Source organism: Brevundimonas basaltis, assembly GCF_014202075.1.
Lineage (GTDB): Bacteria > Pseudomonadota > Alphaproteobacteria > Caulobacterales > Caulobacteraceae > Brevundimonas > Brevundimonas basaltis.
In genome coordinates this window covers 322,966-349,426 of sequence record NZ_JACHFZ010000002.1, presented here as the reverse complement: position 1 = coordinate 349,426, position 26,461 = coordinate 322,966, and the positions used below count along the sequence as shown (strand labels likewise).

26 protein-coding genes are annotated in these 26,461 nt (G+C 69.1%); 7 read left to right on the top strand and 19 right to left on the bottom strand.

What is annotated here, in order from left to right; translation table 11 throughout:
* Positions 1-166: 166 nt before the first annotated feature.
* From dnaK to dapB, 3 genes are all read left to right on the top strand, one after another.
* Positions 167-2,098, top strand: coding sequence for a molecular chaperone DnaK (dnaK, locus tag HNQ67_RS06165; RefSeq protein WP_183253445.1), 1,932 nt, complete (start codon positions 167-169; stop codon positions 2,096-2,098).
* A 263-nt stretch (positions 2,099-2,361) separates the two neighbouring features.
* Complete coding sequence (gene dnaJ, locus HNQ67_RS06160) at positions 2,362-3,543, top strand: molecular chaperone DnaJ (protein ID WP_183253444.1); 1,182 nt, start codon at positions 2,362-2,364, stop codon at positions 3,541-3,543.
* A gap of 78 nt (positions 3,544-3,621) precedes the next feature.
* A complete protein-coding gene (dapB, locus tag HNQ67_RS06155; RefSeq protein WP_183253442.1) occupies positions 3,622-4,371 on the top strand; it encodes a 4-hydroxy-tetrahydrodipicolinate reductase in 750 nt (249 codons plus the stop codon).
* A 36-nt stretch (positions 4,372-4,407) separates the two neighbouring features.
* On the opposite strand, the gene dut is transcribed toward dapB, so the two are convergent.
* Both dut and coaBC read right to left on the bottom strand, forming a co-directional pair.
* A complete protein-coding gene (gene dut, locus HNQ67_RS06150; RefSeq protein WP_183253440.1) occupies positions 4,408-4,857 on the bottom strand; it encodes a dUTP diphosphatase in 450 nt (149 codons plus the stop codon).
* A gap of 13 nt (positions 4,858-4,870) precedes the next feature.
* On the bottom strand, positions 4,871-6,112 hold the full coding sequence (gene coaBC, locus HNQ67_RS06145) for a bifunctional phosphopantothenoylcysteine decarboxylase/phosphopantothenate--cysteine ligase CoaBC (RefSeq protein WP_183253438.1): 1,242 nt from the start codon (positions 6,110-6,112) through the stop codon (positions 4,871-4,873).
* Between the two features lie 131 nt (positions 6,113-6,243).
* Between coaBC and HNQ67_RS06140 the strand changes: the two genes are divergently transcribed.
* The 3 genes from HNQ67_RS06140 (at position 6,244) to HNQ67_RS06130 (ending at position 8,134) form a co-directional block, all read left to right on the top strand.
* On the top strand, positions 6,244-7,125 hold the full coding sequence (locus HNQ67_RS06140; RefSeq protein ID WP_183253436.1) for an IS1595 family transposase: 882 nt from the start codon (positions 6,244-6,246) through the stop codon (positions 7,123-7,125).
* A gap of 81 nt (positions 7,126-7,206) precedes the next feature.
* On the top strand, positions 7,207-7,650 hold the full coding sequence (locus tag HNQ67_RS06135) for a Panacea domain-containing protein (protein ID WP_183253434.1): 444 nt from the start codon (positions 7,207-7,209) through the stop codon (positions 7,648-7,650).
* Positions 7,625-8,134, top strand: a complete 510-nt coding sequence (locus tag HNQ67_RS06130) for a hypothetical protein (RefSeq protein ID WP_183253432.1) — start codon at positions 7,625-7,627, stop codon at positions 8,132-8,134. The genes HNQ67_RS06135 and HNQ67_RS06130 overlap by 26 nt, the downstream gene beginning before the upstream one ends.
* Here the strand turns inward: HNQ67_RS06130 and HNQ67_RS13730 are convergent.
* Together HNQ67_RS13730 and HNQ67_RS06125 are read right to left on the bottom strand one after the other, a co-directional pair.
* Entirely contained in the window at positions 8,131-8,265 is a 135-nt protein-coding gene (locus HNQ67_RS13730) for a hypothetical protein (RefSeq protein ID WP_281380665.1), read from the bottom strand. The two genes, HNQ67_RS06130 and HNQ67_RS13730, sit on opposite strands and share 4 nt — an antisense overlap.
* Entirely contained in the window at positions 8,258-9,121 is an 864-nt protein-coding gene (locus tag HNQ67_RS06125; RefSeq protein WP_183253430.1) for a hypothetical protein, read from the bottom strand. Before HNQ67_RS06125 ends, HNQ67_RS13730 begins: the two co-directional genes overlap by 8 nt.
* A 98-nt stretch (positions 9,122-9,219) precedes the next feature.
* Between HNQ67_RS06125 and HNQ67_RS06120 the strand changes: the two genes are divergently transcribed.
* Entirely contained in the window at positions 9,220-9,732 is a 513-nt protein-coding gene (locus tag HNQ67_RS06120; protein ID WP_183253429.1) for an S-type pyocin family protein, read from the top strand.
* A 15-nt stretch (positions 9,733-9,747) separates the two neighbouring features.
* Here the strand turns inward: HNQ67_RS06120 and HNQ67_RS06115 are convergent, their stop codons facing one another.
* From HNQ67_RS06115 to HNQ67_RS06045, 15 genes are all read right to left on the bottom strand, one after another.
* Entirely contained in the window at positions 9,748-10,164 is a 417-nt protein-coding gene (locus HNQ67_RS06115) for a helix-turn-helix domain-containing protein (protein ID WP_183253427.1), read from the bottom strand.
* A gap of 161 nt (positions 10,165-10,325) precedes the next feature.
* Positions 10,326-11,921, bottom strand: a complete 1,596-nt coding sequence (lnt, locus tag HNQ67_RS06110) for an apolipoprotein N-acyltransferase (RefSeq protein WP_183253425.1) — start codon at positions 11,919-11,921, stop codon at positions 10,326-10,328.
* Positions 11,908-12,369, bottom strand: coding sequence for an rRNA maturation RNase YbeY (ybeY, locus tag HNQ67_RS06105; protein ID WP_183253423.1), 462 nt, complete (start codon positions 12,367-12,369; stop codon positions 11,908-11,910). The genes lnt and ybeY overlap by 14 nt, the downstream gene beginning before the upstream one ends.
* Positions 12,366-13,361, bottom strand: a complete 996-nt coding sequence (locus tag HNQ67_RS06100; protein WP_183253421.1) for a PhoH family protein — start codon at positions 13,359-13,361, stop codon at positions 12,366-12,368. The genes ybeY and HNQ67_RS06100 overlap by 4 nt, the downstream gene beginning before the upstream one ends.
* A complete protein-coding gene (miaB, locus tag HNQ67_RS06095; RefSeq protein WP_183253419.1) occupies positions 13,361-14,734 on the bottom strand; it encodes a tRNA (N6-isopentenyl adenosine(37)-C2)-methylthiotransferase MiaB in 1,374 nt (457 codons plus the stop codon). Before miaB ends, HNQ67_RS06100 begins: the two co-directional genes overlap by 1 nt.
* Before the next feature lie 47 nt (positions 14,735-14,781).
* The gene (locus HNQ67_RS06090) at positions 14,782-15,255 is read right to left on the bottom strand and encodes a Fur family transcriptional regulator (RefSeq protein ID WP_183253417.1); all 474 of its coding nucleotides are present in this window, start codon (positions 15,253-15,255) and stop codon (positions 14,782-14,784) included.
* Positions 15,256-15,283: 28 nt separating this feature from the next.
* Positions 15,284-15,760 (bottom strand): GNAT family N-acetyltransferase, encoded by a 477-nt coding sequence (locus HNQ67_RS06085; RefSeq protein ID WP_183253414.1) that lies wholly within the window; start codon positions 15,758-15,760, stop codon positions 15,284-15,286.
* On the bottom strand, positions 15,757-16,434 hold the full coding sequence (gene tsaB, locus HNQ67_RS06080; RefSeq protein WP_183253412.1) for a tRNA (adenosine(37)-N6)-threonylcarbamoyltransferase complex dimerization subunit type 1 TsaB: 678 nt from the start codon (positions 16,432-16,434) through the stop codon (positions 15,757-15,759). The genes HNQ67_RS06085 and tsaB overlap by 4 nt, the downstream gene beginning before the upstream one ends.
* A 25-nt stretch (positions 16,435-16,459) precedes the next feature.
* A complete protein-coding gene (locus HNQ67_RS06075; RefSeq protein ID WP_183253410.1) occupies positions 16,460-16,849 on the bottom strand; it encodes a helix-turn-helix domain-containing protein in 390 nt (129 codons plus the stop codon).
* Positions 16,850-16,919: 70 nt separating this feature from the next.
* Positions 16,920-17,495: a helix-turn-helix domain-containing protein gene (locus HNQ67_RS06070; protein WP_183253408.1), complete on the bottom strand. Its 576-nt coding sequence runs from the start codon at positions 17,493-17,495 to the stop codon at positions 16,920-16,922.
* Positions 17,496-17,641: 146 nt separating this feature from the next.
* Positions 17,642-18,199, bottom strand: coding sequence for a NifU family protein (locus tag HNQ67_RS06065; RefSeq protein ID WP_183253406.1), 558 nt, complete (start codon positions 18,197-18,199; stop codon positions 17,642-17,644).
* Positions 18,200-18,445: 246 nt separating this feature from the next.
* Positions 18,446-18,910: a universal stress protein gene (locus tag HNQ67_RS06060; RefSeq protein ID WP_183253404.1), complete on the bottom strand. Its 465-nt coding sequence runs from the start codon at positions 18,908-18,910 to the stop codon at positions 18,446-18,448.
* Between the two features lie 148 nt (positions 18,911-19,058).
* A complete protein-coding gene (locus HNQ67_RS06055; protein ID WP_183253402.1) occupies positions 19,059-23,924 on the bottom strand; it encodes an NAD-glutamate dehydrogenase in 4,866 nt (1,621 codons plus the stop codon).
* Positions 23,925-24,126: 202 nt separating this feature from the next.
* Entirely contained in the window at positions 24,127-24,957 is an 831-nt protein-coding gene (locus HNQ67_RS06050) for an outer membrane protein (RefSeq protein WP_183253400.1), read from the bottom strand.
* Positions 24,958-25,280: 323 nt separating this feature from the next.
* Positions 25,281-26,408, bottom strand: coding sequence for an AI-2E family transporter (locus HNQ67_RS06045; RefSeq protein ID WP_183253397.1), 1,128 nt, complete (start codon positions 26,406-26,408; stop codon positions 25,281-25,283).
* Between the last annotated feature and the right edge of the window lie 53 nt (positions 26,409-26,461).

Here is a 26,461-nt window from a genome sequence, read left to right as displayed (position 1 = left end):
AGTTTCCCATATCGGCGACAACCCGTCGGAAAACCCCGCATATCGTGGGGCTATCCGACCGGAACCGTACAATCGACTGAGACCCTGCTACCGGGGGCGGTCACGCGCGGCGCTTGGTTCAAAGGCCGCCGCACCGCCCGCTGAAATGGAGTGAAAGACAAAAGATATGGCCAAGATCATCGGCATCGACCTCGGCACCACCAACTCGTGCGTGGCCGTCATGGACGGCAAGAACCCCAAGGTCATCGAGAACGCGGAAGGCAACCGCACGACCCCGTCGGTCGTCGCCATCCAGGACAATGGCGAGGTGCTGGTCGGCCAGCCCGCCAAGCGTCAGGCCGTGACCAACCCGACCAACACCTTCTTCGCCATCAAGCGCCTGATCGGCCGCAACTACGACGACCCCGTCGTGGCGAAGGACAAGGGCATGGTGCCCTATGAGATCGTCAAGGGTCCGACCGGCGACGCCTGGGTCAAGGCGCACGGCAAGGACTATTCGCCCCAGCAGGTTTCGGCCTACACCCTCGGCAAGATGAAGGAGGCCGCGGAGGCCTACCTCGGCGACACCGTCACCCAGGCCGTCATCACCGTCCCGGCCTATTTCAACGACGCCCAGCGTCAGGCCACCAAGGACGCCGGCAAGATCGCCGGCCTCGAGGTGCTGCGCATCATCAACGAGCCGACCGCGGCCGCCCTGGCCTACGGCCTCGACAAGAACGACGGCCAGAAGATCGCCGTCTACGACCTGGGCGGCGGCACCTTCGACGTCTCGATCCTCGAGATCGGCGACGGCGTGTTCGAGGTGAAGTCGACCAATGGCGACACCTTCCTCGGCGGCGAGGACTTCGACCTGCGCCTCGTCGACTACCTCGCCGACGAGTTCAAGAAGGAGCAGGGCGTCGACCTGCGCCAGGACAAGCTGGCCCTGCAGCGCCTGAAGGAAGAGGCCGAAAAGGCCAAGAAGGAGCTCAGCTCCACGACCCAGTACGAGGTCAATCTGCCGTTCATCACCATGAACGCCTCGGGCCCGCTGCACCTCAACATCAAGCTGTCGCGCGCCAAGCTGGAGGCCCTCGTCGAAGACCTCGTCCAGCGCACCATCGAGCCCTGCGCCAAGGCGCTGAAGGACGCGGGCCTCAAGGCCTCGGACATCGATGAAGTGGTGCTGGTCGGCGGCATGACCCGCATGCCCAAGGTGCAGGAGGCCGTGAAGGCCTTCTTCGGCAAGGAGCCGCACAAGGGCGTCAACCCGGATGAGGTCGTCGCGCTCGGCGCCGCCGTTCAGGCCGGCGTGCTGCAGGGCGACGTCAAGGACGTGCTGCTGCTCGACGTGACGCCGCTGACCCTCGGCATCGAGACCCTTGGCGGTGTGTTCACGCCCTTGATCGAGCGCAACACCACCATCCCGACCAAGAAGAGCCAGACCTTCTCGACCGCCGACGACAACCAGTCGGCCGTGACCATCCGGGTCTTCCAGGGCGAGCGCCCGATGGCGGCGGACAACAAGATCCTCGGCCAGTTCGACCTGATGGGCATTCCGCCGGCCCCGCGCGGCATGCCGCAGATCGAGGTCGCCTTCGACATCGACGCCAACGGCATCGTCCACGTGACCGCCAAGGACAAGGCGACCAACAAGGAGCAGTCGATCCGCATCCAGGCCAACGGCGGCCTGTCGGACGACGACATCGAGAAGATGGTCAAGGAAGCCGAGGCCAACGCCGCGGCGGACAAGGCCCGCAAGGACCTGGTCGAAGCCCAGAACTCGGCCGACAGCCTGATCCACTCGACCGAGAAGGCCCTCGCCGACCACGGCGACAAGGTCGGCGAGACCGAAAAGGCGGCCATCCAGACCGCCCTCGATGACCTCAAGGCGGCCAAGGACGGAACGGACCCCGACGCCATCCGCGAGAAGACCAACACCCTGGCCCAGGCCTCGATGAAGCTGGGCGAGGCCATGTACGCCGCCGCTCAGGGCTCCGGTGACGGCGCTGCGGCCGAGGCGCCCGCCGACGACGGCGTGGTCGACGCCGAGTTCGAGGAAGTCTCCCCGGACGGCGACGCCAAGGCCGACGCCGACGACGAGAAGAAGAGCGCTTAAGGGCGGCGGCAAGGTCCTCCCCCTTGGGGGAGGGGGACCGCGAAGCGGTGGAGGGGGCCGGGTTCGGGTTCCGGCGTGAGCCCGAGCCCTCCTCCACCATCCTTCGGATGGTCCCCTCCCCCGTCGCTTCGCCGGGGGAGGACTTGCCGTTTCACAAAACTTGCATCAGTCGACCGGGCGCCCATGTCAGCCCGGTCAGCCTTTTCCATAGCGGCCCGGCAGAGGCGGCGGCGGAAGCGGCGGAGTAAGAGGACGAACGCCAGATGGCGACGCGTGACTATTACGAAATTCTGGGCGTCGAGCGGACCATCGACGCCGCGGGGCTGAAATCCGCCTATCGCAAGCTGGCCATGCAGCACCATCCGGACCGCAACGGCGGCTGCGATGACGCCATGGCCCGCTTCAAGGAGATTTCCGAGGCCTACAGCGTTCTTTCCGACGACCAGAAGCGCGCCGCCTACGACCGCTTCGGCCACGCCGGCGTCAACGGCGGCGGAAATCCGTTCGGACAGGGCGGAGCGGGCTTCGCCGACGTCAACGACATCTTCTCCCAGGTCTTCGGCGACGCCTTCGGAGACGTCTTCGGCGGCCGCGGCGGCGGCGGGGCGCGCCAGCACGGACCGCGCCGCGGCTCGGACCTGCGCTACGACCTCGAGATCAGCCTGGAGCAGGCCTACAAGGGCGCCGATGTCGAGATCGGCGTGCCCACCACCGCCAGCTGCGACACCTGCGACGGTTCAGGCGCCAAAAAGGGCACCAAGCCGGTCACCTGCACCACCTGCCAAGGCGCCGGCCGCGTCCGCACCGCCAACGGCTTCTTCCAGGTCGAGCGCACCTGTCCGCGCTGCGGCGGTCAGGGCCAGATGATCGCCGAGCCCTGCGCCACCTGCCACGGCCACGGTCAGGTGCGGAAAAACCGCACCCTGCAGCTCAAGATCCCCGCCGGCGTCGACGACGGCTCGCGCATCCGCCTGTCGGGCGAGGGCGACGCCGGCCAGCGCGGCGGCCCGCGCGGCGACCTCTATGTCTTCATCTCGGTGACCCCCCACGAACTGTTCGAGCGCGACAACCTCGACCTGCTGGTCACGGTGCCGGTGCCCATGACCACCGCGGCCCTCGGCGGCGAGATCGACGCTCCCTGCCTGGTGTCCGAGGCCTGCGACGGCCGCTGCAAGGCCCCCGTCACTGTCCCCGCCGGCGCCCAGACCGGAAAGACGGTGCGCATCAAGGGCAAGGGCATGCCGCACCTCAACGGCCGCCAGCGCGGCGATCTGGTGGTCGAACTGTTCGTCGAGACTCCGACCGACCTGACCGCCCGCCAGAAGGAGCTGCTGGAAGAACTGGCCGCCTCGCTGGGCGACCTGCAGACGCCGCGCAACTCGTCCTTCGCCGGCAAGGCCAAACGCTTCTGGGCCGACATCCTCGGCGCGGAAGCGACGCAGTAGGTTCCGCTCGCGCGGGTGCGAAGATGACGACCGCCGCGAAAGCCTTCACAGTGCCGCCGACAGGTTCAGGGGTCTGATTTGAGCGCCATCTTCCATGCCGGCATCTCCGGCGCCCGGGGCCGTATGGGCCGCGCCGTCTCGGCCGCGCTGGACGCGCGCGAGGACGTCGTCGTCGCGGCCCGCTTCGATCGCGGCGAGACGCCGGATCTGTCGCTGTGCGACGTGGTCATCGACTTCTCCACCCCCGACGCCTCCGTCGAACTGGCCCGCGCCTGCGCCGCCCGCGGCGGCCCCGCCCTCGTTATCGGTTCGACCGGCCTTACCCCCGAGCAGGAGGCCGAAATCCTCGAGGCCTCGGGGTCCGTGCCTATCGTCCGCAGCGGCAATTTCTCGCTGGGCGTCAACATCCTGATCGGCCTGGTCGAACACGCCGCCCAGCGGCTCGACCCCGCCGACTGGGACATCGAGGTGCTGGAGGCCCATCACCGCCGCAAGGCCGACGCTCCCTCGGGCACCGCCCTGATGCTCGGCGAGGCCGCCGCGAGCGGCCGCGGCGAGGACCTCGCCGACGTGCGCAGCGCCCCTTACGACGGCCTCACCGGCGCCCGCCAGACCGGCAAGATCGGCTTCGCCTCGCTGCGCGCCGGCGGCATTGTCGGCGAGCATACCGTGTTGTTCGCCTCGGACGATGAGACCCTCACCCTCAGCCATTCGGCCATCGACCGCGCCCTGTTCGCCAAGGGCGCCGTCGCCGCCGCCGCCTGGGTCCGCAGCCGCAAGCCCAGCCTCTACGACATGCAGGATGTGCTGGGTTTCCGGCAGGCCTGACGCGCCGCCGCCATTCCCCCCGGCGGGGAGGACTGCCTACCGCCCCGTCGAGCCGAAGCCGCCGGCGCCGCGCGCGGTCTCGTCCAGCGCTCCGACTTCCGTCATCGCGGCCTGGGCGTAGGGGGCGATGACCATCTGGGCGATGCGTTCGCCGCGCCGGATCACGAACGGCTCATGGCCGTGGTTGATCAGGATGACCCCGACCTCGCCGCGATAGTCGCTGTCGATCGTCCCCGGCGAGTTGAGACACGTGATCCCGTGCTTCAGCGCCAGCCCGGAGCGCGGCCGCACCTGCGCCTCGAAACCGGGCTCCAGCGCGATCTTCAGCCCCGTGGGAACAAGCGCCCGGGCGCCGGGTGCGAGGGCGACCGGCGCGTCCTCCGCCACCGCCGCCCGCAGATCCATGCCGGCGGAACCGGATGTCTCATAGACCGGCAGGGGCAGGCCTTCGGCGTGCGGAAGGCGTTCGACGCGAACGGTCGTCATGGGCGGGCTTTCCTCAGGTCCTGAAATGATCGGCGATGCGGGCGGCCAGCTTCCTCGCCACCTCCGCCTTCGACTGGCGCGGCCAGCTCTCGGCCGCCCCGTCCCTCGTGAACAGGGTCACCGTATTGGCGTCGGCCCCGAACACCGCCTCGGACACGTCGTTGCCGACGATCCAGTCGCAGCCCTTGCGCGACAGCTTGGCCCGGGCGTTGGCCTCCAGGTCCGTGGTCTCGGCCGCAAAGCCGACGACCAGGCTCGGCCGCGTCTTCCCCGCCGCCGACACCCCGGCGAGGATGTCCGGGTTCTCGATCAGGCTCAGCGACGGCGGCCCGCCGGGGGCCTTCTTGATCTTGCCCGAGGCCACGCCGTCGACGCGCCAGTCGGCCACCGCGGCGCTCATCACGGCGATGTCGGCGGGCAGGGCCTTGTCCACCGCCGCCTGCATCTCCCGCGCCGTCTCGGCCCAGACCCGCTCGACGCCCGCCGGGGCCGCGATCGCCACCGGCCCGGAGACCAGCGTCACCCGCGCGCCCAGCGCCGCCAGCGCCCCGGCGACGGCGTAACCCTGTTTGCCGCTGGAGCGGTTGGTCAGGCCGCGCACCGGATCGATCGGCTCGAACGTCGGACCCGCCGTCACCACCGCGTGCCGCCCCGCCAGCGGCCGGCCCGGCTCCGAAGCATTGGCAGGCCCCGCCAGCAGCCCCTCGATGGCCTCGAGAATCGCCGTCGGCTCCGCCATCCGCCCGGGTCCGAATTCGCCGCAGGCCATCTCGCCCTCGTCCGGCCCGACCAGGGCCGCGCCGTGAAAGCCGTCGAAGCCCTGCAGCCGTTCGACATTGGCCTGCACCGCCGGGTGCCGCCACATCCGCACATTCATCGCCGGGGCCAGCAACACTCGCTTGTCGGTCGCCAGCAGGGTGGTCGAGGCGAGGTCGTCGGCCAGGCCGTTGGCCGCCTTGGCGATCAGTCCCGCCGTGGCCGGCGCGACCACGACCAGATCGGCCCAGCGCGACAGTTCGATATGGCCCATGGCCGTCTCGTCGTCGGGCAGGAACAGATCCTGCCGCACCGGCTGGCCAGTCAGGGCCGCCAGCGACATCGGGGTGACGAACTCGGCGCCAGCGGCGGTCAGCACCGTGCGCACCTCGGCGCCCGCCTTCTTGAGCAGACGCACCAGCTCCAACGCCTTGTAGGCGGCGATGCCGCCGCCGACGATCAACAGGATCTTCCGTCCGGACAGCGACGCCTGGGTCATGCCGTTGATCTAGCGACCCGGCCCCTCGCCGTCGAGTGAGGCGACACTCTCCAAGAACATTGCAAGAACAGCATAACAACGGGGGTGTATCCCCTCTAGACATGTAAGCCCGGATATGGGATATTCGGGACATGGAAAAGACCCCGACCCCGAAAGGCCCGACCCTCCGCCAGTTTCAGGCGCGGTTCCCCACTGAGGATAGCTGCCTCGAACACCTGAAGCTGGTTCGCTACGGGGCCAAACACACCTGCGCCAAGTGCGAGCGGGAGGCCCGCTATTACCGGGTGAAGGCGCGCCGCTCCTACGAGTGCGAGCATTGCGGCTATCAGGTCTATCCGACCGCCGGGACGCCGTTCCATGGCACCCGGACCAGCCTGCGCGACTGGTTCTATGTGATGTTCCTGTTCACCAGCACCCGGAACGGGGTGGCTGCGAAGCGGGTCCAGCGCGAGATCGGCGTGACCTACAAGACGGCTTGGCGCATGTGCAATCTGATCCGCAAATACATGGGCTATGTGGACGGCGACGACGCTCTGGGCGGTGCGGACGGTCAACCTGTCGAGGTTGACCACGCCTTCATCGGCGGCGAGACGACGAAGGCCAACGCCTTCCGTAACAAGGCCATCGTCATGGGTATGGTCGAGCGCGGCGGCGACATCATCACCCGCCACATCCCGGCCCGTAACAGCGGCCAAGTGAGCCGGGTTGTCCGGGCTGCGATCAAGCCAGGTTCGCGGGTTTCATCCGATGCCGACGTTAGCTTCGGCGGGCTGTCCACCATGGGCTACAGCCACACAGAGGTTAAGCAGCGTCGGGGCTCCTACAGCGCCGAAACCAACACCATTGAGGGCTACTGGGCTCTGCTTAAGCGCGGCATCAACGGGACGTATATCAGCGTCTCGCAGAAGCACCTGCAATCGTATCTGAGCGAGTTCGAGTTCCGCTATAACCTGCGGAAGCACCCCCACATGATGTTCGATCTGCTGCTGCTGTCGTTCCCGCGCGGTGCATAAAGCGTTGTTTTGATTCGCGCCTTTCTTCTTGAATTTTCTTTATATTCAGCCATAATGCGCCGCCAATAGGAGGCCGAAGGTATGCCCAGTGCGCGCGATGTCGCACAGCACATTCTGGAACGTCGCGGCGGCATGACTGCGATGAAGCTCCAAAAGCTTGTCTATTACAGCCAAGCGTGGAGCATCGTCTGGGATGACAACGTAGTCTTCCCCGAGCCTATCGAGGCTTGGCGGAATGGACCCGTCGTGCGCGATCTCTGGGAGAGCACCCGGGGCCAATTCCGGGTCGACCGCGTTCCCGGCGGGACGGCGGGGAACCTGTCTGCCGCCCAACAAGAGACGGTCGATAGGGTTCTGGCGGCGTATGGGGACAAAGACGCCCAATGGCTGAGTGACCTGACCCACATGGAAGCGCCGTGGCAAGAAGCCTTCGCCCGGGGCCAAAGCTCGCCCATTAGCCTTGAGATCATGTCAGAGTTCTACTCCTCTCTCGGCCCAAATGAGCAGGCGGCAGGCGCGGCTTGAGCGCGAGGCGCAGCGGAAGCTTAAAGCGGCGGAGAAGTCGGCTCGGCTACGCGAGCGCCCGGTAGAGGAAAAGACCGTCAGGTTCGGCGCGGACCCGGGATCCATTTTCCACATGCAGATGACGTGGACCGTCGATCAGGCGGATTGCGATGGCGCTTGGGCCTCGGGAACGCCGAGGCAGTGGTCCGAGGAGTGTTGGGCCAACGAGATTGAACCGAAGCTGGGCGAGTTCGCCGCGCTGACGTGGGCGGAGATCGACACGTTCACAACCAGCAGCGGCCACAAGATGCACCACTCAATGGACACGTCGCAAATCGCCAACGAAGCTCAAGCTAGGCTGGCGGAGCTATCCCGGAGCGAGGAATCCATCTTCCGGTTTCGGCTGGGCGGGAAGCCGCGCCTCTGGGGCTTCAGAGTGGTTTCGACCTTCAACGTGCTTTGGCATGACCCGGAGCATGAGGTTTACCCGGTGGACGTGGACTAGCCCTCGTCGTCCTCGCGCTTGTCGTCGTCATCCATCTGCTCGTCGTGAGGCTGGACCTTCTCTAGCGGCGGCTTGTTGACCATCGCGTCTAGCAGACGGTCGAAGCGTTGTGTGTCGTTGTGCTCAGGCATTGCGGGCCATCCCGCTGTCAATCATCCCGTTTAGGTCCTCGGCCCACGCTCTTGCCTTGACGATCATAGCGCGCATCTCTGCCATCCAACGATCACCCTTTTTGAACTCCGCCTCCATCTTTAACACAAACTCCTCGTTAGCACCGGGGAGATAGACGACCCCGCTTCCACTTCCGCCGGGGTTATGGCGCAGAATAGGCTCGTGTTTGACGATATCTGGCGGGGCGGGCACTGGTCCGATCAAACGAAGATTGGGCACAGGCGAATAGGGTGTAATTTTGGGCAGAATGTATTGGGCGTGGGTGGCTTGCCGCTCTTGAGTGTAGTTCATCTTGAAGAGCATTTGGTTCTCGCCATGCGTACGCATTGCAAGATCGACATAGCGCTCTAGTTCATTGGCCTCATTGGTTACGCGCTGGGCCTTGTGAAGCAAAAGTGGCTGCTCGTAGTATTTCTGAAATCCCGCGTGTTCGCTGCGCATTTGCGCAATCAGTGACTCCGCCTCTCCCCTTACACTGTCGGCCCGTATGGCCTCCTCCTGTTTGTACAGGTCGAAGCGCCGACGCTCTGCCCTCCACAGCTGATAGGGGGCAATCACGAGCAGCTGTAGGAAAAACACCCCCAGGACGATGAGCCCAGAGGCAGCGAGCGCCAAAAATACGAGCGTGACCTCGTCGCTAAAGAGCGAACCGTCAGCGCCAGCGGTCTGCTGAGTGTAGAAAGCGAGCGCGAGCAAGAGGACCGCTGTAGTCAGCGCCTTGATCGCGAGTTGCTGCCACGAGTGCGCGATCACGGCGCGCCACGTCGCGCTGGACGCCTCTCGAAGGAGTTCGAGGAAGTAGCTTGGCCGGTCCATAAGCCAGCCATATCACATATCTCCTCTACATGTCGCAAGGGGATACATCCCTAACAACGTTATGGAGTCCGGCGGGTTTGGAACCACGGAGGGTTGTGATGATCGGCCGGCGCGAATGGAAGGGCGCGACGACAGGACTGGCGCTGTTGGGACTGGCGGCGTGCGGCAACGGCGGCTCGGCGGTCGAGACGCGGGACCGGACGGCGGACGGGGCGGAGGCGGTCCTGATCTCCGCAGCGGGATCGGCCAAGGCGTCTGAGGCGGCGCCCGAGACAGCCAAGCCGGTCCTCACCGCCAACCGGCGCGAAACGGTCGACGCCAAGACGGCGCGGCTGTTCGAACGCAACGGAGCCGACTTCGGCGCCACGACACCCGGGGATTATCTGGCCAAAGTTCAGGCCTTCACGACCCGGCCGCCGTCCGGAACCGAACGGGTCGAGCGGCCCAACGGCGATGTCCTGCTGTATCAGGCCTCGACCAACACCTTCGCCGTGGTGTCGCGCGAAGGGATTGCCAAAACCATGTTCAAGCCGCGCGACGGCGCCGCCTATTGGGCCGAGCAGAAGGCGGCCGCGCCCGATTTCGGGCGGCGTCGACCGTCGGCGGACTAGTCAGGGCCGACGGGGTCAGGCCTCGTCGGCGTCCCTGCGGTCCGCCATGTCGCGGATCAGCTCCAGCGCCAGCTTCTGCTGCCGGGACGACAGTTGCGGCGCGAGGCGGCCGATCTCGATCGTGTAGCGGGTCGCCGGGAATTCGTGCTCGTAGCCCGCGCCGCCCTCGGCCATACCGGCCAGCTGGGCGCCGCTGAGGCCCTCGAAGAAATAGCCGATGTCGACCTTGAAGAAGCGCGCGATGTCCCAGAGTTTCGACGCCGAAATCCGGTTCGCGCCTTTCTCGTATTTCTGGATCTGCTGGAAGGTCAGCCCCAAGGCCCGACCGAGGTCGCTCTGGTTATACCCGAGCGCCAGTCGTTTTTCGCACACCCGCCGGCCAACGTGCCGATCTACGGGATGGGGTCCGTCCTCGCCCTTGCCTCTTGCCATGTTTCCTTATGCCCTCTCGTGGCTGACTTTCGTCCTGAATGCGCCCGCTTTTTTCTACTGTCACGGAAAAACGCCCCGTTTCGGCGCTCTCACAGACCTGTGGTTGCGTAGCCGTTTCGACCCCTCTCCACTGGCGGGAAACTCGCGTAAGAGGGGAAGTTTCAGCCTCGCATCCCACGGCGGAGCCGACGCCACGGCGTCAGGGGGACGAAGGCCGCCAACAGACCGAGCCCGAACAGGATATCGCCGAACCGGCCGTAAACAGTCGCTGCCGTCGGGGCCGGCAGGCGGGCGTCGATGACCCCGCTTTCACCGGGTTCGAGTCGTTGCTCGCCGACAACCCGGCCCCATGGGTCAATCATAGCCGAAACACCGGTCGGTGTCGACCGGACCACCGGCAGGCCGGTCTCGACCGCGCGATAGCTGGCCAGGTTGAGATGCTGCAGCGGACCCGAGGTGCGTCCGAACCAGGCGTCGTTCGAGATGTTGACGATCCAGCGCGGCCGGTCCGCCCCGCCCGGGGTGAAGCCGGGATAGAGGCTCTCGTAGCAGATCAACGGCTGGGCCCGCGGCAAGCCGGGAATGTCGATCGGCGCTGGCCGCGGTCCGGCGCTGAAGTCCGTCGGCATGTGGGTCAGGCTGCGCACGCCCAGCGCGCCCAGCAGGTCGCCCGCCGGCAGGAATTCCCCGAACGGCACCAGCCGGTATTTGTCGTAAACGGCGGCGATCCGCAGACCATCGTCGCCCGCGTCGGTCAGGGCCAGCAGGCTGTTGTAATAGCGGCCGCCGTCGGGCGCGGACGCGTCGGCGACACCCCGGCCCAGACCGAGGATCAGGCTCTGGCCCGGCTGCACCGCCCGCGCGATGGCGGCGGCGTCGGGCGAGCCGGCGGCGAACACCTGGTTGAACGAAGCGGGCAGGGCCCCCTCCGGCCAGATGACCACGTCGGGGACCACCGCCCCGGGCCGCGCGGTCAGGTTCACATAGCGATCGACGATGCCGCGATAGGCCTCGGGCGTCCATTTCGACTCCTGCGCCACGTCGGCCTGGACGATGCGCACCACCGTGTCGGTCAGGGACAGCTGGGCGCCCGACAGCCTCGCCGCCCCGCCGATCTGCAGCGCCGCCAGCGCCAGCGCGCCCAGCACCGCGGCGCCGATCCGGGCCTTGCGCGGCCCCGGACCCGCCAGCGGGGCGAAGGCGGCCACCGCCGCCACCGTCACCAGTCCCAGACCATAGACTCCCACCACCGAGGCGAACTGCGACCCGGCCGATCCGGCCTTCCAGCTGGCCCCCGCCGGGTTCCACGGAAAACCGGTCAGCACATGGCCGCGCAGCCACTCGAGCAGGCAGAAGAAGGCGGCGAAGACCAGCACCCGGCCCACGCCGGCCGGTGCGAAGCGGCGGTACAGCGCCGTCGCCGCCCCCCAGAACAGACCCAGGCCGACGGGCAACAGCGAGGCCGCGAAGGGCGCCATCCACGCCTGCGCCGGATTGACCAGAAAGGCCTCGGCCACCCACCAGCAGCTGATGAAGAAATAGGCGAAGCCGGCCAGCCAGCCCATCCAGAAGCCGCCGCGGGTCGTGGCCGAACGCTCGGCCAGCAGCATCAGCAGCGCATAGCCCAGCAGGCCCGGCAGGAAGCCGAACGGCGGATGCGCCAGGGCCGCGCCCGAACCCGCCGCCAACGCCAGGGCGATACGGCCGAAGCGCAGGATCAGCCGGTCGCGGCGGGAGGCGGGATCAAGCTTGAGCATCGGCCCTGTATGGGTCGGCGACGCCCAGCGTGGCAAGGATGCTCCGCTCCTCGGCTTCCATCGCCTCGGCCTCCGCCTCGTCCTCGTGGTCGCGGCCCAGCAGGTGCAGCACGCCGTGCACCGTCAGATGCGCAAGATGGTCGGCCAGCGTCTTGCCCTGCGCCTCGGCCTCGGCCGCGCAGACGCCATAGGCCAGCACCAGGTCGCCGAGCGGCGCCGCCTGTCCCGGGATGGTCATCCCGGCGGCTGGAAACGACAGCACATTGGTCGGCCGATCCCGGTCGCGGAACCGCGCGTTGAGCTCGCGCACCGTATCGTCATCCGTCAGCAGCACCACGACGCCGCCCTCGACCGTCCCGAGCGCCGCTGCCGCCGCCCGCTCCGCCACCGCCGCGGCGTCCGGCAGGGCGGCGGTCCAGGCCGCGTCCTCGATCTCGACCTCGATCACGAGTCCGGGTCTTCCAGATCGGCCGAGGGCCGGTGTTTGGCGGCGTCGGCGTCATAGGCGCGGACGATGCGCTCGACCATGGCGTGGCGGACCACATCCTGGGCCTGGAAGGTCTGGATGGCCACACCCTTGACCCCGTCGAGGATGCGCAGGGCGTGGCGCAGGCCGGAGTCGCGCGGATTGAGCAGGTCGATCTGCGACGGGTCGCCGGTCACCACCATGCGCGCCCCCTCGCCCAGCCGGGTCAGCACCATCTTCATCTGCAGCCGCGAGGTGTTCTGGGCCTCGTCGACGATGATGAAGGCGTGGGCCAGCGTCCGGCCGCGCATGAAGGCGATCGGCGCCGCCTCGATCTCGCCCTTGTCGCGGCGGCGCCGCACGTCGTCCGGCCCGAGGATATCGTTCAGCGCCTCCCAGATCGGGGCCAGATAGGGATCGACCTTCTCGTTCAGGTCGCCGGGCAGAAAGCCCAGCTTCTCGCCCGCCTCGACCGCCGGCCGGGTGATGACCAGCCGGTCGACCTGCCCCCGCCGCAGCAGCGAGGCGCCATACGCCGCCGCCAGGAAGGTCTTGCCCGTCCCCGCCGGCCCGACCCCGAAGGTCAGCTCGCATTTCGAGAGCATGTCCAGATAGTTGGCCTGGGCCGCCGTCTTGGGCGCGATGGCCCCGCGCCGTCCGACCGGCAGGGCGATGGCGTTGGGCGCCACGGTCCCCTGCCCGTCTCTCGGCCGGGTCGCCGCCGCGCCCAGCGCCGTACGCACATCGGCCTCGGTGATCTCGGCCCCGGTCGTCGAGCGCGCCGCCAGCGTCTCGATGACCCGTTTCGCCTGGGCCCTGTCGCGGGTCGAGCCGTTGATGGTCACGCCGCCGCCGGGGGCCTCGACCAGCACCTTGTAGGCGTCCTCGATCAGGGCGATGTGGCGGCTGTGGGGGCCCACGACGGCGCGCAGGGCGGCGTCGTCCAACGCCAGGAACTCACTCTCACGCGCCATCAGGCCGCCTTCTGCTGGAGCCGGCCCGTGAGGCTGTTCTGCTGGCCGCGCTCGATCTCCACCGGAACGATCCGGCCGATCAGATGATCCGCGTCCTCGACATGGACCGACTGCAGATACGGCGAACGGCCGATGGCCTGCGCCCCGTGCCGGCCCTTGCGCTCGAACAGCACCGGCAGGGTCCGCCCCGCCTGGGCCGCGTTGAAGGCGACCTGCTGTTCGGTCAGCAGGGCCTGCAGCGCATGCAGCCGCGCCCGGCTGACATCGTCCGGAACCTGCGCCGCCATGGTCGCGGCCGGCGTACCGGGGCGCGGCGAATACATGAAGGAGAAGGCCGAGGCGTAGTTCACCCGCCGCACCAGATCCATCGTCGCCTCGAAATCGGCGTCGGTCTCGCCCGGGAAGCCGACGATGAAATCGCCCGACAGCGCCATGTCCGGCCGGGCCGCGCGGATGCGGTCGATCAGATCGAAATATTTCTGCCGCCCGTGCTTGCGGTTCATCAGCCGCAGGATCCGGTCCGAGCCCGACTGCACTGGCAGGTGCAGATACGGCATCAGGGCGTCCAGCTCGCCGTGCGCGGCGATCAGGTCGTCCGACATGTCGTTGGGATGGCTGGTCGTATAGCGGATGCGGTCCAGCCCCGGGATCTCCGCCAGGGCGTACGCCAGCCGCGCCAGCGTCGACGGCTTGCCGTCCGGTCCCTCGCCGTCATAGGCGTTGACGTTCTGGCCCAGCAGGGTGACCTCGCGCACGCCCCGCGCCGCCAGCTCGCGCGCCTCGGTCAGCACGTCCGCCACCGGCCGAGACCACTCGGCGCCGCGCGTATAGGGCACCACGCAGAAGGTGCAGAATTTGTCACAGCCCTCCTGCACGGTCAGGAAGGCCGTCACCCCGTCGCCGCCGCGCGGGACCTGCAGGGCGTCGAACTTCTCATTGGGCGCGAAATCGGCCCCGATGCGCTCGCCCCGGGCCCGCGCCGTGCGGGTCAGCAGCTCCGGCAGCTGGTGATAGGCCTGCGGCCCGACCACCAGATCGACCGCCGGCTGCCGCCGCATGATCTCCTCGCCCTCGGCCTGGGCCACGCAGCCGGCCACGGCGATGGTCATGCCGCCCTCGCGGCCCTCCTTCAGCACCCGCAGCTTGCCGAGCTCGGAATAGACCTTCTCGGCCGCCTTCTCGCGGATGTGGCAGGTGTTGAGGATGACGAAGTCGGCGTCCTCGGCCGTGTCGGTCGGCGCATAGCCCAGCGGGCGCAGCACATCGGCCATGCGCTCCGAGTCATAGACGTTCATCTGGCAGCCGTAGGTCTTGATAAACAGGCGCTTCGGCGCGGCCTGCCGGACCTTCGGCGGGACAAGGGTTTCGGTCATGGCGTGTCTTTTAGAGCGCCGGGGCCGCCTGCGCCACTTGCGCGGTTCTAGGCCGCGTCGCCGCCGTCCTGCGCGTGGCGTTTGTAGATCAGGCCCTCGCGGCTGGACGGCTCGGCGCCCTCGATCGGCTTGCCGTAGAGTTCCAGCTTGTGGCCGATCAGTTCGAAGCCCAGCCGTTCAGCGATCTCGGTTTTGAGCCGCTCGATCTCGGCGTCGAAGAATTCGATCACCTCGCCGGTCTTGGTGTCGATCAGGTGGTCGTGGTGGTCGTCCCCCGCCTCTTCGTAGCGCGACCGGCCATCGCCAAAGTCATGTTTTTCAACGACTCCGGCTTCCTCGAACAGCCGCACCGTGCGGTAGACGGTGGCGATCGAGATATGCGGGTCGATCGACGAGGCGCGGCGGTACAGCTCCTCGACGTCGGGATGGTCCTCGGCGCTCGACAGCACCCGGGCGATGACCCGACGTTGCTCGGTCATACGCATGCCGCGGTCGGCGCAGAGTTTCTCGATCCGGTCCATGGCCGGGAGAATAGGCGGGCCCGACGCCCTAGGGAAGCGTGCCCGGCAAGTTGAGAACCAGAATCAGGGCGTCGCGCCGTCCCCCGTCGGCGCCGGCGTAATAGGCGGGACGCCGGCCGGCCTCCGCGAACCCCGCCCGGGCGTAGAGCGCCCGCGCCGCGGCGTTATCCTCCGCCACCTCGAGGAAGACCCGCGCGGCCCCGCGCGCCGCCGCCGCCAGCACGCCGTCGCCGACCAGCCGCGTCCCCTGGCCGCCCCGCCGCGCGCCCGGCCGCACCGCCAGCGTCAGGATCTCCGCCTCGTCGGCTGCGGCCCGCATCAGGATGAAGCCGTCGGCGCTGTCGAGGGCGAAGACACCCGCCTGCGCGAGCAGGTCGGCGAAGGCGGCTTCGCTCCACGCCGCCTCATTCGGCCCCGCGAAGGCCTCGGCGTGGATCGCCGCGAACCGCGCGGCCCGCTCCGTTTGGTCCCGGCCCGTGTCCCCGCCCGGGTCGCCGCCCGTCATGGCGTCTGCGGCCGCGGCTGCCCCGGAAGACGGCTGGGCGGGGTGGCGTCGGGCGCCCGCAGATAGAGGGGGCGGGGCGGGCTCATTGCCGGATCGGCCGCCGCCGTCAGCCGCGCCAGCGCCTCGGGCGCGGGGCCGTCGAGCCCCGTCGCCGCGGCATGCTCCGTCACCAGCCCAGCCCCGGACCCGACCAGCCGGACATCAGAACCGAGCGCCAGGACCCGCGCCCGCGCCGCCTCGATCGACAGGGCCTCGGCCGGCCCCTCGGGAACGCCGAGCCGCCAGAATCGGGCGTAGACCTGCCCCCGCCGCGCATCGATCAGGGCTGCCGTCGGCCCCTCGCCATCGACCGACGCCGCCAGGGCGTCCAGCGTCGAAACCCCCACCACCGGTACGCCGAGCGCGGCCCCCAGCCCCTGGGCGAAGGCCAGCCCGACCCGCAGGCCGGTGAACGACCCCGGCCCGACCGTCACGCCGATCCGGTCGATCCCGGCGAAGCCCCCGGCCTCGGCCACGGCGTCGCGCGCCATGCCCGCCAGCCGCTCCTGATGGCCGCGGGTCATGGCTTCCGAGCGCAGGCCCAGCGGCCGCGCCACGCCGCCGGCGCCGGCCTCGACCTCGAACACCCCGGCGCTGCACAGGCCCAGCGCCGTATCGACGACCAGCACCCTCATGACGCCGCCCCGGCGCGGCGGGCGGTCAGTCGCGCCGGGCCAGGGCCCGCACCACCCGCGCCAGCGCCTTGCGCACCTCCCGGTCCTCGATCAGCGGCCAGGCCGCCGCCACCGAACGGCCGTCCGGCGTGGCGGCGATATGCCCCAGCGCCTCCCAGCCGGCGTCGCCCGGCCCGCGCGCCGTCTCGACCGGCGGAAAGAAGGCCTCGACCGAGGTGGCCAGCACCGTCGCCACCCGGTGCAGCCGCGAGGCCGAGATGCGGTTCTGCCCCGTCTCGTATTTCTGCACCTGCTGGAAGCTGATGCCGATCTGCTGCGCCAGCGCCGTCTGCGACAGGCCGAGCGCCGAGCGGCGCAGGCTGATCCGCGCGCCCACGAAGGCGTCCACCCTCTCCGGTTCCCCGACCCTGGCCATGGCGCCGCTCCTCCTGCCTGCAACCAGACAGTTTCATGGAAACCGGGTTCCTGCAACCGTTTCGTTTCATCTAGACATCCAGCCGGGCTGTCACCGCCGACACCTGCCGCGTCGCCGACCGCTCGATCCGTTCCTCGCCGCCCCGTAACCCGCGCACCGTCAGGGCCTCGGCGTCGGCGTGCTCGTAGAGACGAACCCGCAGTTCCCCGTCGGCCATTTCGATGACGCAGCCCTGACCCCGCCGCGGCCAGCGCCCCGGCTCATACTCCAGCACCACGCCCGAGGCGGCCCACGGCGCCAGATCGTCGTTGGACAGCTGCAGCCGCCGCGTCGCCGCCGACGGTCCCGCGAACGCCCGCCCCCGGTTCTCCACGCCCGATGCGGCCGGCTCGGGCGGCGGCGGCGCAGGCGCGCCCAGCTTCAGCGCCAGCGCTTCGGGCGAGGCGCCGAGCGCCGTGGTCAGCCGCCGCTGCACGTCGGGCCGGAACAGGCCGGGACGCTTGCCGGATTCATACAGTCCCCAGCCCTGGCTGGTCATGCCGACCCGTTCGCCCGCCGCGGCCTGGCTCAATCCCGCCTCCTGGCGCAGGGCGGCGAGCGCCTCGCCGAGGCGCCGGGCGTCGCTGTCGCTTTCGAACCGGGGCATGGGGCGATGATGACGGGTTCCGCCGCCCGAAGCGAGGACGGATTTGTTTCAGGCGCGATCAGGAAGCGAGTGACCGCGTCGCGAGCTATAGCGCGCAAAACCCGCGCTCAAGCAGCGAGCCGCCGCGCGGCGAGCGATAGCGCCACTTAAATGACCTGCTCGACCCGCGTCACTTCCGGCACATAGTGGCGCATCATCTGCTCGACCCCGGCCTTCAGGGTCGCCGACGACGACGGGCAGCCGGCGCATGCGCCGCGCATGCGCAGGCTCAGCACCCCGGTTTCCAGATCGAACGAATCGAACAGGATGTCGCCGCCGTCCTGGGCCACGGCCGGTCGCACCCGGCTGTCCAGCAGCTGTTTGATCTCGGCCACGATCTCGCTGTCCTCGCCCTCCGGGTCGCCTCCCTCGACGGCCCCGCCAGGCAGCAGCGGCGCGCCCGAGACGAAATGATCCATGATCGCCGCCAGGATCGGCGCCTTCATCTGCGGCCAGTCGGGACCCGCCGGATCGCGCGTCACCGAGATGTAGTCGGCCCCGTAGAACACCCCCGCCACGCCCTCGAGCTGGAACAGCCCCTCGGCCAGCGGCGACGCCGTGGCCTCGTCGATGGTGCGGAACTCGCGCGGATCGGCCGAGACCTCCCGTCCGGGCAGGAATTTCAGCACGTTCGGATTCGGCGTCGGTTCGGTCTGGATAAACATGGCCGGTAAGTGCGCCCGGCGGACGGCGGGTTCAAGGTCTGCACGTCTCCCTCCCCGCCCCGGGGAGGGTGGTCGCGCAGCGACCGGGTGGGGAGGGCTCGGCGACACGAGCGCCGTCGTCCGTTTCGCGGTGACGCCCCCACCCCGCCGATGCTCCGCATCGACGACCCTCCCCTGAAGGGGAGGGAGAACCCCCGCGCTCAAGCAGCGAGCGCCCGCGGCGCGAGCGTCAGCGCCCTCCCGGCGCTACGCCAGGTCCTCGATCTCTTTCTCGGTCAGTTCGCCCGGCACGATGGTCACCGGCAGCTTCCGCCCCGTGAAGGCCGCGCCCTGTTTGACCACCGCCGCCACCAGCGGCCCCGGCGCCGCGGAGCCCGCCGCGAGCACGAGAATCTTGATGTCCGGGTCCTCGCCGACGACCTTGCGGATACAGTTCTGCGGCTCGCCGCGCTCGATCAGCAGCATGGGGGTCGAGCCCGACCGTTCCGCCGCGTCGCCGGCCCATTTGTTCAGCGTGGCCTCGGCCTCGGCCCGGGTCTGGCGCTCGATCTCCTCGCGCACCCCGGCCCAGTGGGCGTCCGACGCCGCCGGCGGGATGATCCGCAGCATGACCACCCGGCCCCCGGTCGAGCGCGCCCGCCGCGCCGCATAGAGCAGCGCCGCCTCGAACTCGGGACTGTCGTCGACGACGACCAGAAACTTCCGCGGCATCGGCGGCCCTCTCCCACTCCTCGGCACGCTAGCAGATCACGACCGCCCGCGCGAAGCGCCAGGCCGCGTCGGGTCGGGACCCGAAGGGCGGCGCGCAGCAGTCAGGTCCCGAAGGGCCGACGACCGCGGCCCAGGCAAGAGCGCGTCCTCAGCCTGCTGAGGACGCGATCTCGCGGATCACCGCATTGGCGATGGTCAGCTTGGCGAAGGTCCAGCCCGACCCGGAAGCCTCGATCTCGTCGACCGAGGCGCGGACGCCCTCGACGATCGCCTGGCGCGGTCCGATCCAGCGGTCGACCGCCTTCTCGGACAGCAGTTCGCTGGCCCCGACCGAGGCGTCCGCCGACCGGGCCACGGCCCGGGTCAGGGCCAGTTGCTCGTTCATCAGATCCTCGATCATCCGACGCACGGCCAGACGGTCGAAATGGTCCGCCGAGGGCACCGCCCCCGCCGCCGCCCGCAGCCGGTCGAAATCGAACGCCGCCCCGACCTGGTGGTACAGGGTGGCCATGGCCGGCTCGGGCCAGCCCGCCTCGCGCGCCAGGTCGCCGATATCCGCCGTGGCCACCAGCGGCCGCAGCATGGCGAGGTCGCGCGCCATGGCGTCCGGCGCGCCATAGCCGGCGAAGGTGGCGATACGCGCCTGCAGCCCGGCCTGTTCGAACCGCGACAGCACCGATCCGCCGGCGGCGCGCAGGGCGTCGGCCGCGGGACGATAGGCCGCGATCAGCCCGTCGACCGAGGCGCCGTCCCGCGTGGCGCGGCGGGCCAGCCAGAACGTCTGGCGGCGCAACACGGTCGAGATCTCGCGATAGAGGGCGATCTGGGCGTCGGCCGAAATCTTGAGGTCCAGCGCCGAAACCTGGTCCCAGGCCTCGTCCAGCCTGAACACCTGCCGCGCCGCCTCGAAGGCGATGACCATGGCCGAGGTGTCGCACTGCGCCGACAGCCGCAGCCGCTCGGGGAAGGTCGGGCCGCACATGTTGACGATCTCGTTCGACAGCACCGTCGAGATGATCTCGCGCTTCAGCCGGTGCCGCTCCATGTCGGCCTCGAACCTGGCCAGCGGCTCCGGGAAGTAGCGCACCAGGGTGCGGTGGAAGAACGGATCGTCCGGCGCGGTCGAGGCGACCACGTCGTCGAACAGTTCGATCTTCGAATAGGCGGTCAGCACGGCCAGCTCCGGCCGGGTCAGCCCCTGTCCGGCCGCCTTCATCTCGGCCAGTTTGAGATCGTCGGGCAGGCCCTCGACCTTGCGGTCCAGCTTACCCTTGCCGCCCAGCCACTGCATGAAGCGCTGCTGCGAATCCAGCGCCGCCGCGCCCTCCGCCTCCTGCAGGCTGATCGCCAGGGTCTGGTCGTAGTTGTGGGCCAGCACCTTCAACCCGACCTCGTCGGTCATCGAGGCCAGCAGGGCGTTGCGCTTGTCCGCCTTCAAGGCCCCGGAGGCGATCGCCGCCCCGGTCAGGATCTTGATATTGACCTCGTGGTCCGAGGAGTCGACGCCCGCCGAATTGTCGATGGCGTCGGTGTTGATGCGGCCGCCGTTGCGCGCGAAGCCGATGCGGCCGGCCTGGGTCATGCCCAGGTTCGCGCCCTCGCCGATGACCTTGGCGCGCACCTCGACGCCGTCGACCCGGATCGCGTCATTGGCCTTGTCGCCGACCTGGGCGTCGGTTTCGTGGGCCGCCTTCACATAGGTGCCGATGCCGCCGAAATAGAGCAGTTCGGCCGGGGCCAGCAGGATGGCCTTCATCAGGGCGGCCGGATCCAGGGCGTCCGCCTCGATGTCCAGCGCGGCCTTGATCTCGGGCGACAGGGCGATCGACTTGGCCGAGCGCGAGAACACGCCTCCGCCCTTCGAAATCTTCGACGTATCGTAGTCCTGCCAGGACGAGCGCGGCAGGGCGAACATCCGCTCACGCTCGACCCAGCTGGTCGCCGGGTCCGGGTTCGGATCGATGAAGATGTCGCGGTGATCGAAGGCGGCGACCAGTTTGATGGCCTTCGACAGCAGCATGCCGTTGCCGAACACGTCGCCCGACATGTCGCCGACGCCGACGACGGTGAAGGGCTCGGTCTGGATGTCCTTGCCCATCTCGCGGAAGTGGCGCTTGACCGCCTCCCAGGCGCCGCGGGCGGTGATGCCCATGACCTTGTGATCGTAGCCGACCGACCCGCCCGAGGCGAAGGCGTCGTCCAGCCAGAAGCCGTAGTCGGCCGAGATGCCGTTGGCGATGTCCGAGAAGGTCGCCGTGCCCTTGTCGGCGGCCACGACCAGATAGGGGTCGTCGCCCTCCCAGATCACCACCGCGTCCGGATGGATCACCGATCCGTCGGCGGCGATGTTGTCGGTGATGTCCAGCAGACCCGACAGGAAGGTCTTGTAGGCGCGGATCGCCTCGGCCACCTGGGCGTCGCGGTCGCCCCCGGCGCGAACGATCTCCGTCAGGCATTTGGGGAAGAAGCCGCCCTTGGACCCGACCGGCACGATCACCGCGTTCTTGACCTGCTGCGCCTTCACCAGGCCCAGCACCTCGGTGCGGAAGTCGTCGCGCCGGTCCGACCAGCGCAGCCCGCCGCGCGCCACCGGGCCGAAGCGCAGGTGCACGCCCTCGACGTGCGGCGCCCAGACGAAGATCTCGCGGAACGGCTTGGGCAGCGGCACGTCGTCCAGCTCGCGCGAGGCGATCTTGATCGAGATATGCGGCTTCGGCTCGCCATCGGGGCCGGTCTGGAAATAGTTGGTCCGCTTGATCGCCTGGATCAGCAGGGCGAGGCGCCGCAGGGCCCGGTCGTGGTCGAGGCTCTTCACGTCCCGCAGCAGGGCGATCAGCTTGTGGAACTGCTCCCGGACGGCCGGCTCGCGGGACAGCGGGTCGCCCCCGTCCGCCGGATCGAACTTGGCGTGGAACAGCGACAGCAGGCCGCGCGCCACGGCCGGATAGTCGCGCAGCGCCTCTTCCTGCACCGCCTGGCTCGGATCGAGCCCGGTCTGCTGGCGATAGCGGGCGAGGGTGCGCACCAGGGCCGCCTCGCGCCAGCCGACGCCCAGTTCGATGACCAGCCGGTTGAAGCCGTCGCTCTCGGTGCGGCCCGTCCACACCGCGGCGAAGGCGTCCTCGAACGGCTCTCGCACGTCGTCGAAATGCAGGTCGCCGCCGCGCGGGTCCTCGAGCAGGAACTCGTGAACGTGGATCTTCGGCCCGCCCAGCGGCGTCAGGGCGTTGCCCCACTCCTCCAGCGTCTTCAGTCCCATGTCGGCGAGGATCGGCAGCACGTCCGACAGCGGCACCGCCGCGCCCCGGCGATAGAGTTTGAAGCGGAAATTCAGCGGCCCGTCGCGCGCGTCCCGGAAGGCCCGCACGGCCACCGGGTCGCCGCCGTCGTTGAGGCCCGAGGCGTTCAGCCGGTCGGCGGACTGCAGGTCCCGCACCGCCTCGTCGGCGTCGTAGCGGTCGCGGTAGCCGGCCCCGAAGGCCCAGGCCCAGCGGCCGCTGAGCGAGCCGATCTGGACGTCGTCGACCTCGGCGGCGCGCAGGGCGCTCTCGAAACGGTCGACCCAGCCCCGCCCGGCCTCGGCGATCTCCATGTCGAGCGCGACCGGATCCGGGCACGGATGATCGCCCGGCGTCACCCCGATGATGTAGTGGATGCGCACCAGCGGCTGGTCGGAGAGCTGCGGATACCAGGCCGACAGCCGTCCGCCCCAGGCGTTGGCGAGAATCCGCCCGATCCGTTCACGGACGGCCGGGTTGAAGCGCTCGCGCGGAATGAAGGTCAGCACCGAGACGAAGCGGTCGAACGGGTCCTTGCGCGTGAAGCTCTTGATCCGCGGCCGGTCATGCAGGTGCAATATGCCCAGGGCGATCTCGAGCAGCTCGTCCTCGCCGATCTGGAACAGCTCGTCGCGCGGGTAATTCTCGAGGATGTTCTTCAGCCGTTTGTGGCTGTGCGACCCTTCCACCTTGTCGGCCCGCTTCAAGGCGTTGGACACCTTGCGGCGCAGCAGCGGCACCTCATTGGCGGTCTTGTCATAGGCCTCGGCGGTGAACAGGCCGACGAAGCGGGTCTCGCCCGATGGCTTGCCGTCCGCCCCGAACCGCTTGACGCCGATATAGTCCATATAGGCCCGGCGATGGACCTTCGAACGGGCGTTGGCCTTGGCCACCGTGACCGGCTCGGACAGGTTCAGCTGGCGCTTCATCGACTTGGTCAGCACCGCCGGCTCATTGGCCCGACGCAGCACCGTCCGGTCCGGATCGACCAGCACCCCCAACCCGGCGCCCGACTGCGACAGCGGGGCCTCAGCCTCGTAACCGCCGTCGCTGGTGCGCGGATAGTCGTAGTCGCGCGCGCCGAGGAAGACGAAATGATCCGCCTCCAGCCAGCGCAGGAAGGCCAGGTTCTCGGCCAGCACGTCCGGGTCGACGCCCGCGACCCCGGCCTCCAGATGCGCGATCGATCGGGCCATCAGCGCATTCATCGCCGCGTGATCCGAAACCGCCGCGCGCACGTCGGCCATGGTCGCGGCCAGGCTTTCGCCGAGCGCATCGCGCCGCTCCTGCGGGGCCGGATCGATGACCACGACGATCAGCGAGGTGCGCACCCCCTCCAGCTCCACGATCGGGTGGAACATCGAGCGCACCGTGACGCCCGCCTCCGCCAGTTCGCCCATGACGCTGTCGACGAGGAAGGGCCGGTCGTCCTGGATGATGGCGATGGCGTCGTAGCCCGAGGCGCGGCCGTCGGCGCCGGTCACGGGCCCCAGGGTGATCCGGGCGGCCTCGCCCGGCTTGCGCCCCACCGCCGACTTCCACACCGAGGCCAGCAGACAGGCCAGATCCATGCCGCCCAGTTGCGGCGTCTCGTCGGCGACATAGTCGTCATGAGCCTGGGCGAGATAGGAGCGCGCCGCCTCGCTCCACGCGCCGCCCACCGCGGTTTTGAAGCTCGCCTCCAGCGCCTCCAGACTGATGGCCTGAGGAACCGTGGGGGCGGAGGCGCCGGGCATGAAGGGCTCGCTTGCGGACGCGGCCGTTGACCGGCCGCCGGGGAAAACATCGCCAGACTAGGCCGCTTCGCCACTTCGGCAAGCCGACTGCCTGACCCCGGCTCCACTAGGCCAGCGGGAGAGCGGCGGGAAGCCCCAAACGAAGAAAGCCGGCCCCCTTCGGGACCGGCTTCCTCGACCATCCGCGGATGGCGGCTTCGTTTTAGAAGCGGACGTTCATGCCCAGCCGGAAGGCGTGGGTTTTGAACGAGTCGCCCGAGCGGGTCATGTCCGTGCCCGTGGTGTTCGGGGCCAGGATGAACGGGTTGGTCGCCGGCGTCGTGCCGTTGTTGGCGACGCGGATGTTGTACTCGCCCGTCTCGAGGTCCGAGTAGATGTACTCGCTCGTGAAGGTCAGGTTCGGGGCCAGCCGCCACTCGACGCCGCCGCCGAACTGGTAACCGTCGGCGTCGTCCTCGTCCGCCGTCACGGTGAAGCTGTTGGCGGAGTTGTCGGTGACGAAGCTGTTCTCGACCTTGCCGTAGGCGACGCCGCCGGTGGCGTAGATCAGGGCCGGGCCCGCCGCATAGCCGACGCGGGCGCGCAGGGCGGCCGTGTGATCGAGGTTGCGGGTGAAGCTGTAATAGGCCGGGGTCGAGCTGAAGCCGGTGACGCTGTCCTCGGCGTCGGAGCCGGCCACTTCGCCGACCGCGCCGACGACCCAGCGGCCGAACTGCATGTCATAGCCCAGCTTGACGCCGCCCTCGACGCCCGAGCCGTCGGAGTCGCACGGCTTGGCGCCGCCGCTGATCTGGTCGGCGCAATAGCGGGTGAAGGCGTCGTTCCCGCCCGACGTCCTGACGGTGTCGTCGTACTGGCCGTCGAGATCGCGATCGAACACCAGGGTCTCGTTCCTGTCGTCGCGCGGCTGGGTGTAGCCGCCGAACACGCCGACGTAGGGGCCCGACCAGTCGGGAACGGATTGGGCCAGGGCGGGCGCGGCGACGCCGGTGAACAGAAGCGCCAGGGAGGCGGCGGATACGGTCTTCAGCATTGAAATAACGTCCTTGAAACTGCGGGTAGCCCCCTCCCCGGCCGCAGCAACGGGACGCGCCCGGCCCCGTTCCGGATCCGAACGTTGGTTTGTGGCGCTGGGGCAACTCCTCCCGAAAATCGTGTCATTCTCGCAACAGGCAGCCCGGGGCCCGGCGCATACGACAAGGCCGCCGGACTTTCATCCGGCGGCCTGTCGGACCGGCGCCCAGGAGGGGGAGGGAAGGCGCCGATCTGGGCGCCGCGGTCTTGGGGGGAGGGGGACCGCGGCGACAGGGCTGAGATAGGCGCGGGTTGTGGCCAATCAAGGGCGCCGGAACGGGGTCAATCGGCCTTGGCCTGCGGCGGGTTGACGCGGTTCTTCCCGGGCTTGGCGGGGCCCTCCTCCTCGGCGTAGGGCTCGCCGTCGCCGGACAGCAGGATGGCCATCCAGCGCGACCCCCGGAACTCCGCCAGAATGGCCATGGCCATCACCGCCAGCGGGGTCGACAGGAACATGCCCACCACCCCCCAGACCTTGCCCCAGAAGGCGAGGGCCAGCAGCACCACCACCGGATCGATGTTCTGGTTGTCGCCCTGCATGCGCGGCTGGATCAGGTTGCCGCTGATGAACAAAATGGCCTGTAGCCCGATCAGCAGAACCACCGCCTGCCAGTAGGTCTCGAACTGGACCAGGGCGAACAGCGGCGGCGCCAGCCCCGCCACGGCTCCGCCCAGCACCGGGATGAAGCCGACGATAAAGATGATGAAGGTCCAGAACTCGGCGTTGGGCAGGCCGACCGCCCGCATCAGCACCCAGGCGAAGGCGCAGATCAGGACGCCGGTCACCGTCTGAACCCACAGATAGCCCTCGACGCCGCCACGGACCCGCTGGAACACCTCCTGCGCCTCGCCCCGCGCCGCGCGGTCGGGGAACATGCCGACCAGCTTGCGCCGGAATCCCGCTTGGGAGGCCAGCAGGAAGCCGAGATAGATCAGCACGAAGATCGATCCGGTGACCACGCCCTGGGCCTGGCGCGCGACCATCGCCAGATAGCTGCCGACGTCGATCCGGGCGATCAGGTCGCTGACCGTCGGCGGCTCGTCGGTCATGCCGGCGATCCGGTAGATGTCGACGAGGATCTGGTCCAACCGGGGACCGATCCGCGCCACCACGCCGGTCGACTCGTCGAAGAAGCCGGCGGCGCCGTAGACCACGATGCCGATGGAGGCGAAGAAGCCGAGGATGACGAGGATCAGCGCCGCCGCCCCGGCCAGATGCGACGGCACCGGCGTCCGGTCCTCGATGAACCGCTTCACCCCGTCGATCATGATCAGCAGGAAGATGGCCATGGCGAGCGGCGTGAGGATGTCCCGCAGCCAGAACACGGCGGCCCCCGTCGCCACGACGGCGATGGTCACCAGGGCGTTTCGGCCCACGGTCGAGGTCGGCAGGCTGATCGGCGCTTTCATCGGCATATGGTCAAGCCCCGCGGAGGCGGCGTCAATCGGCCTTGAATCGCGAC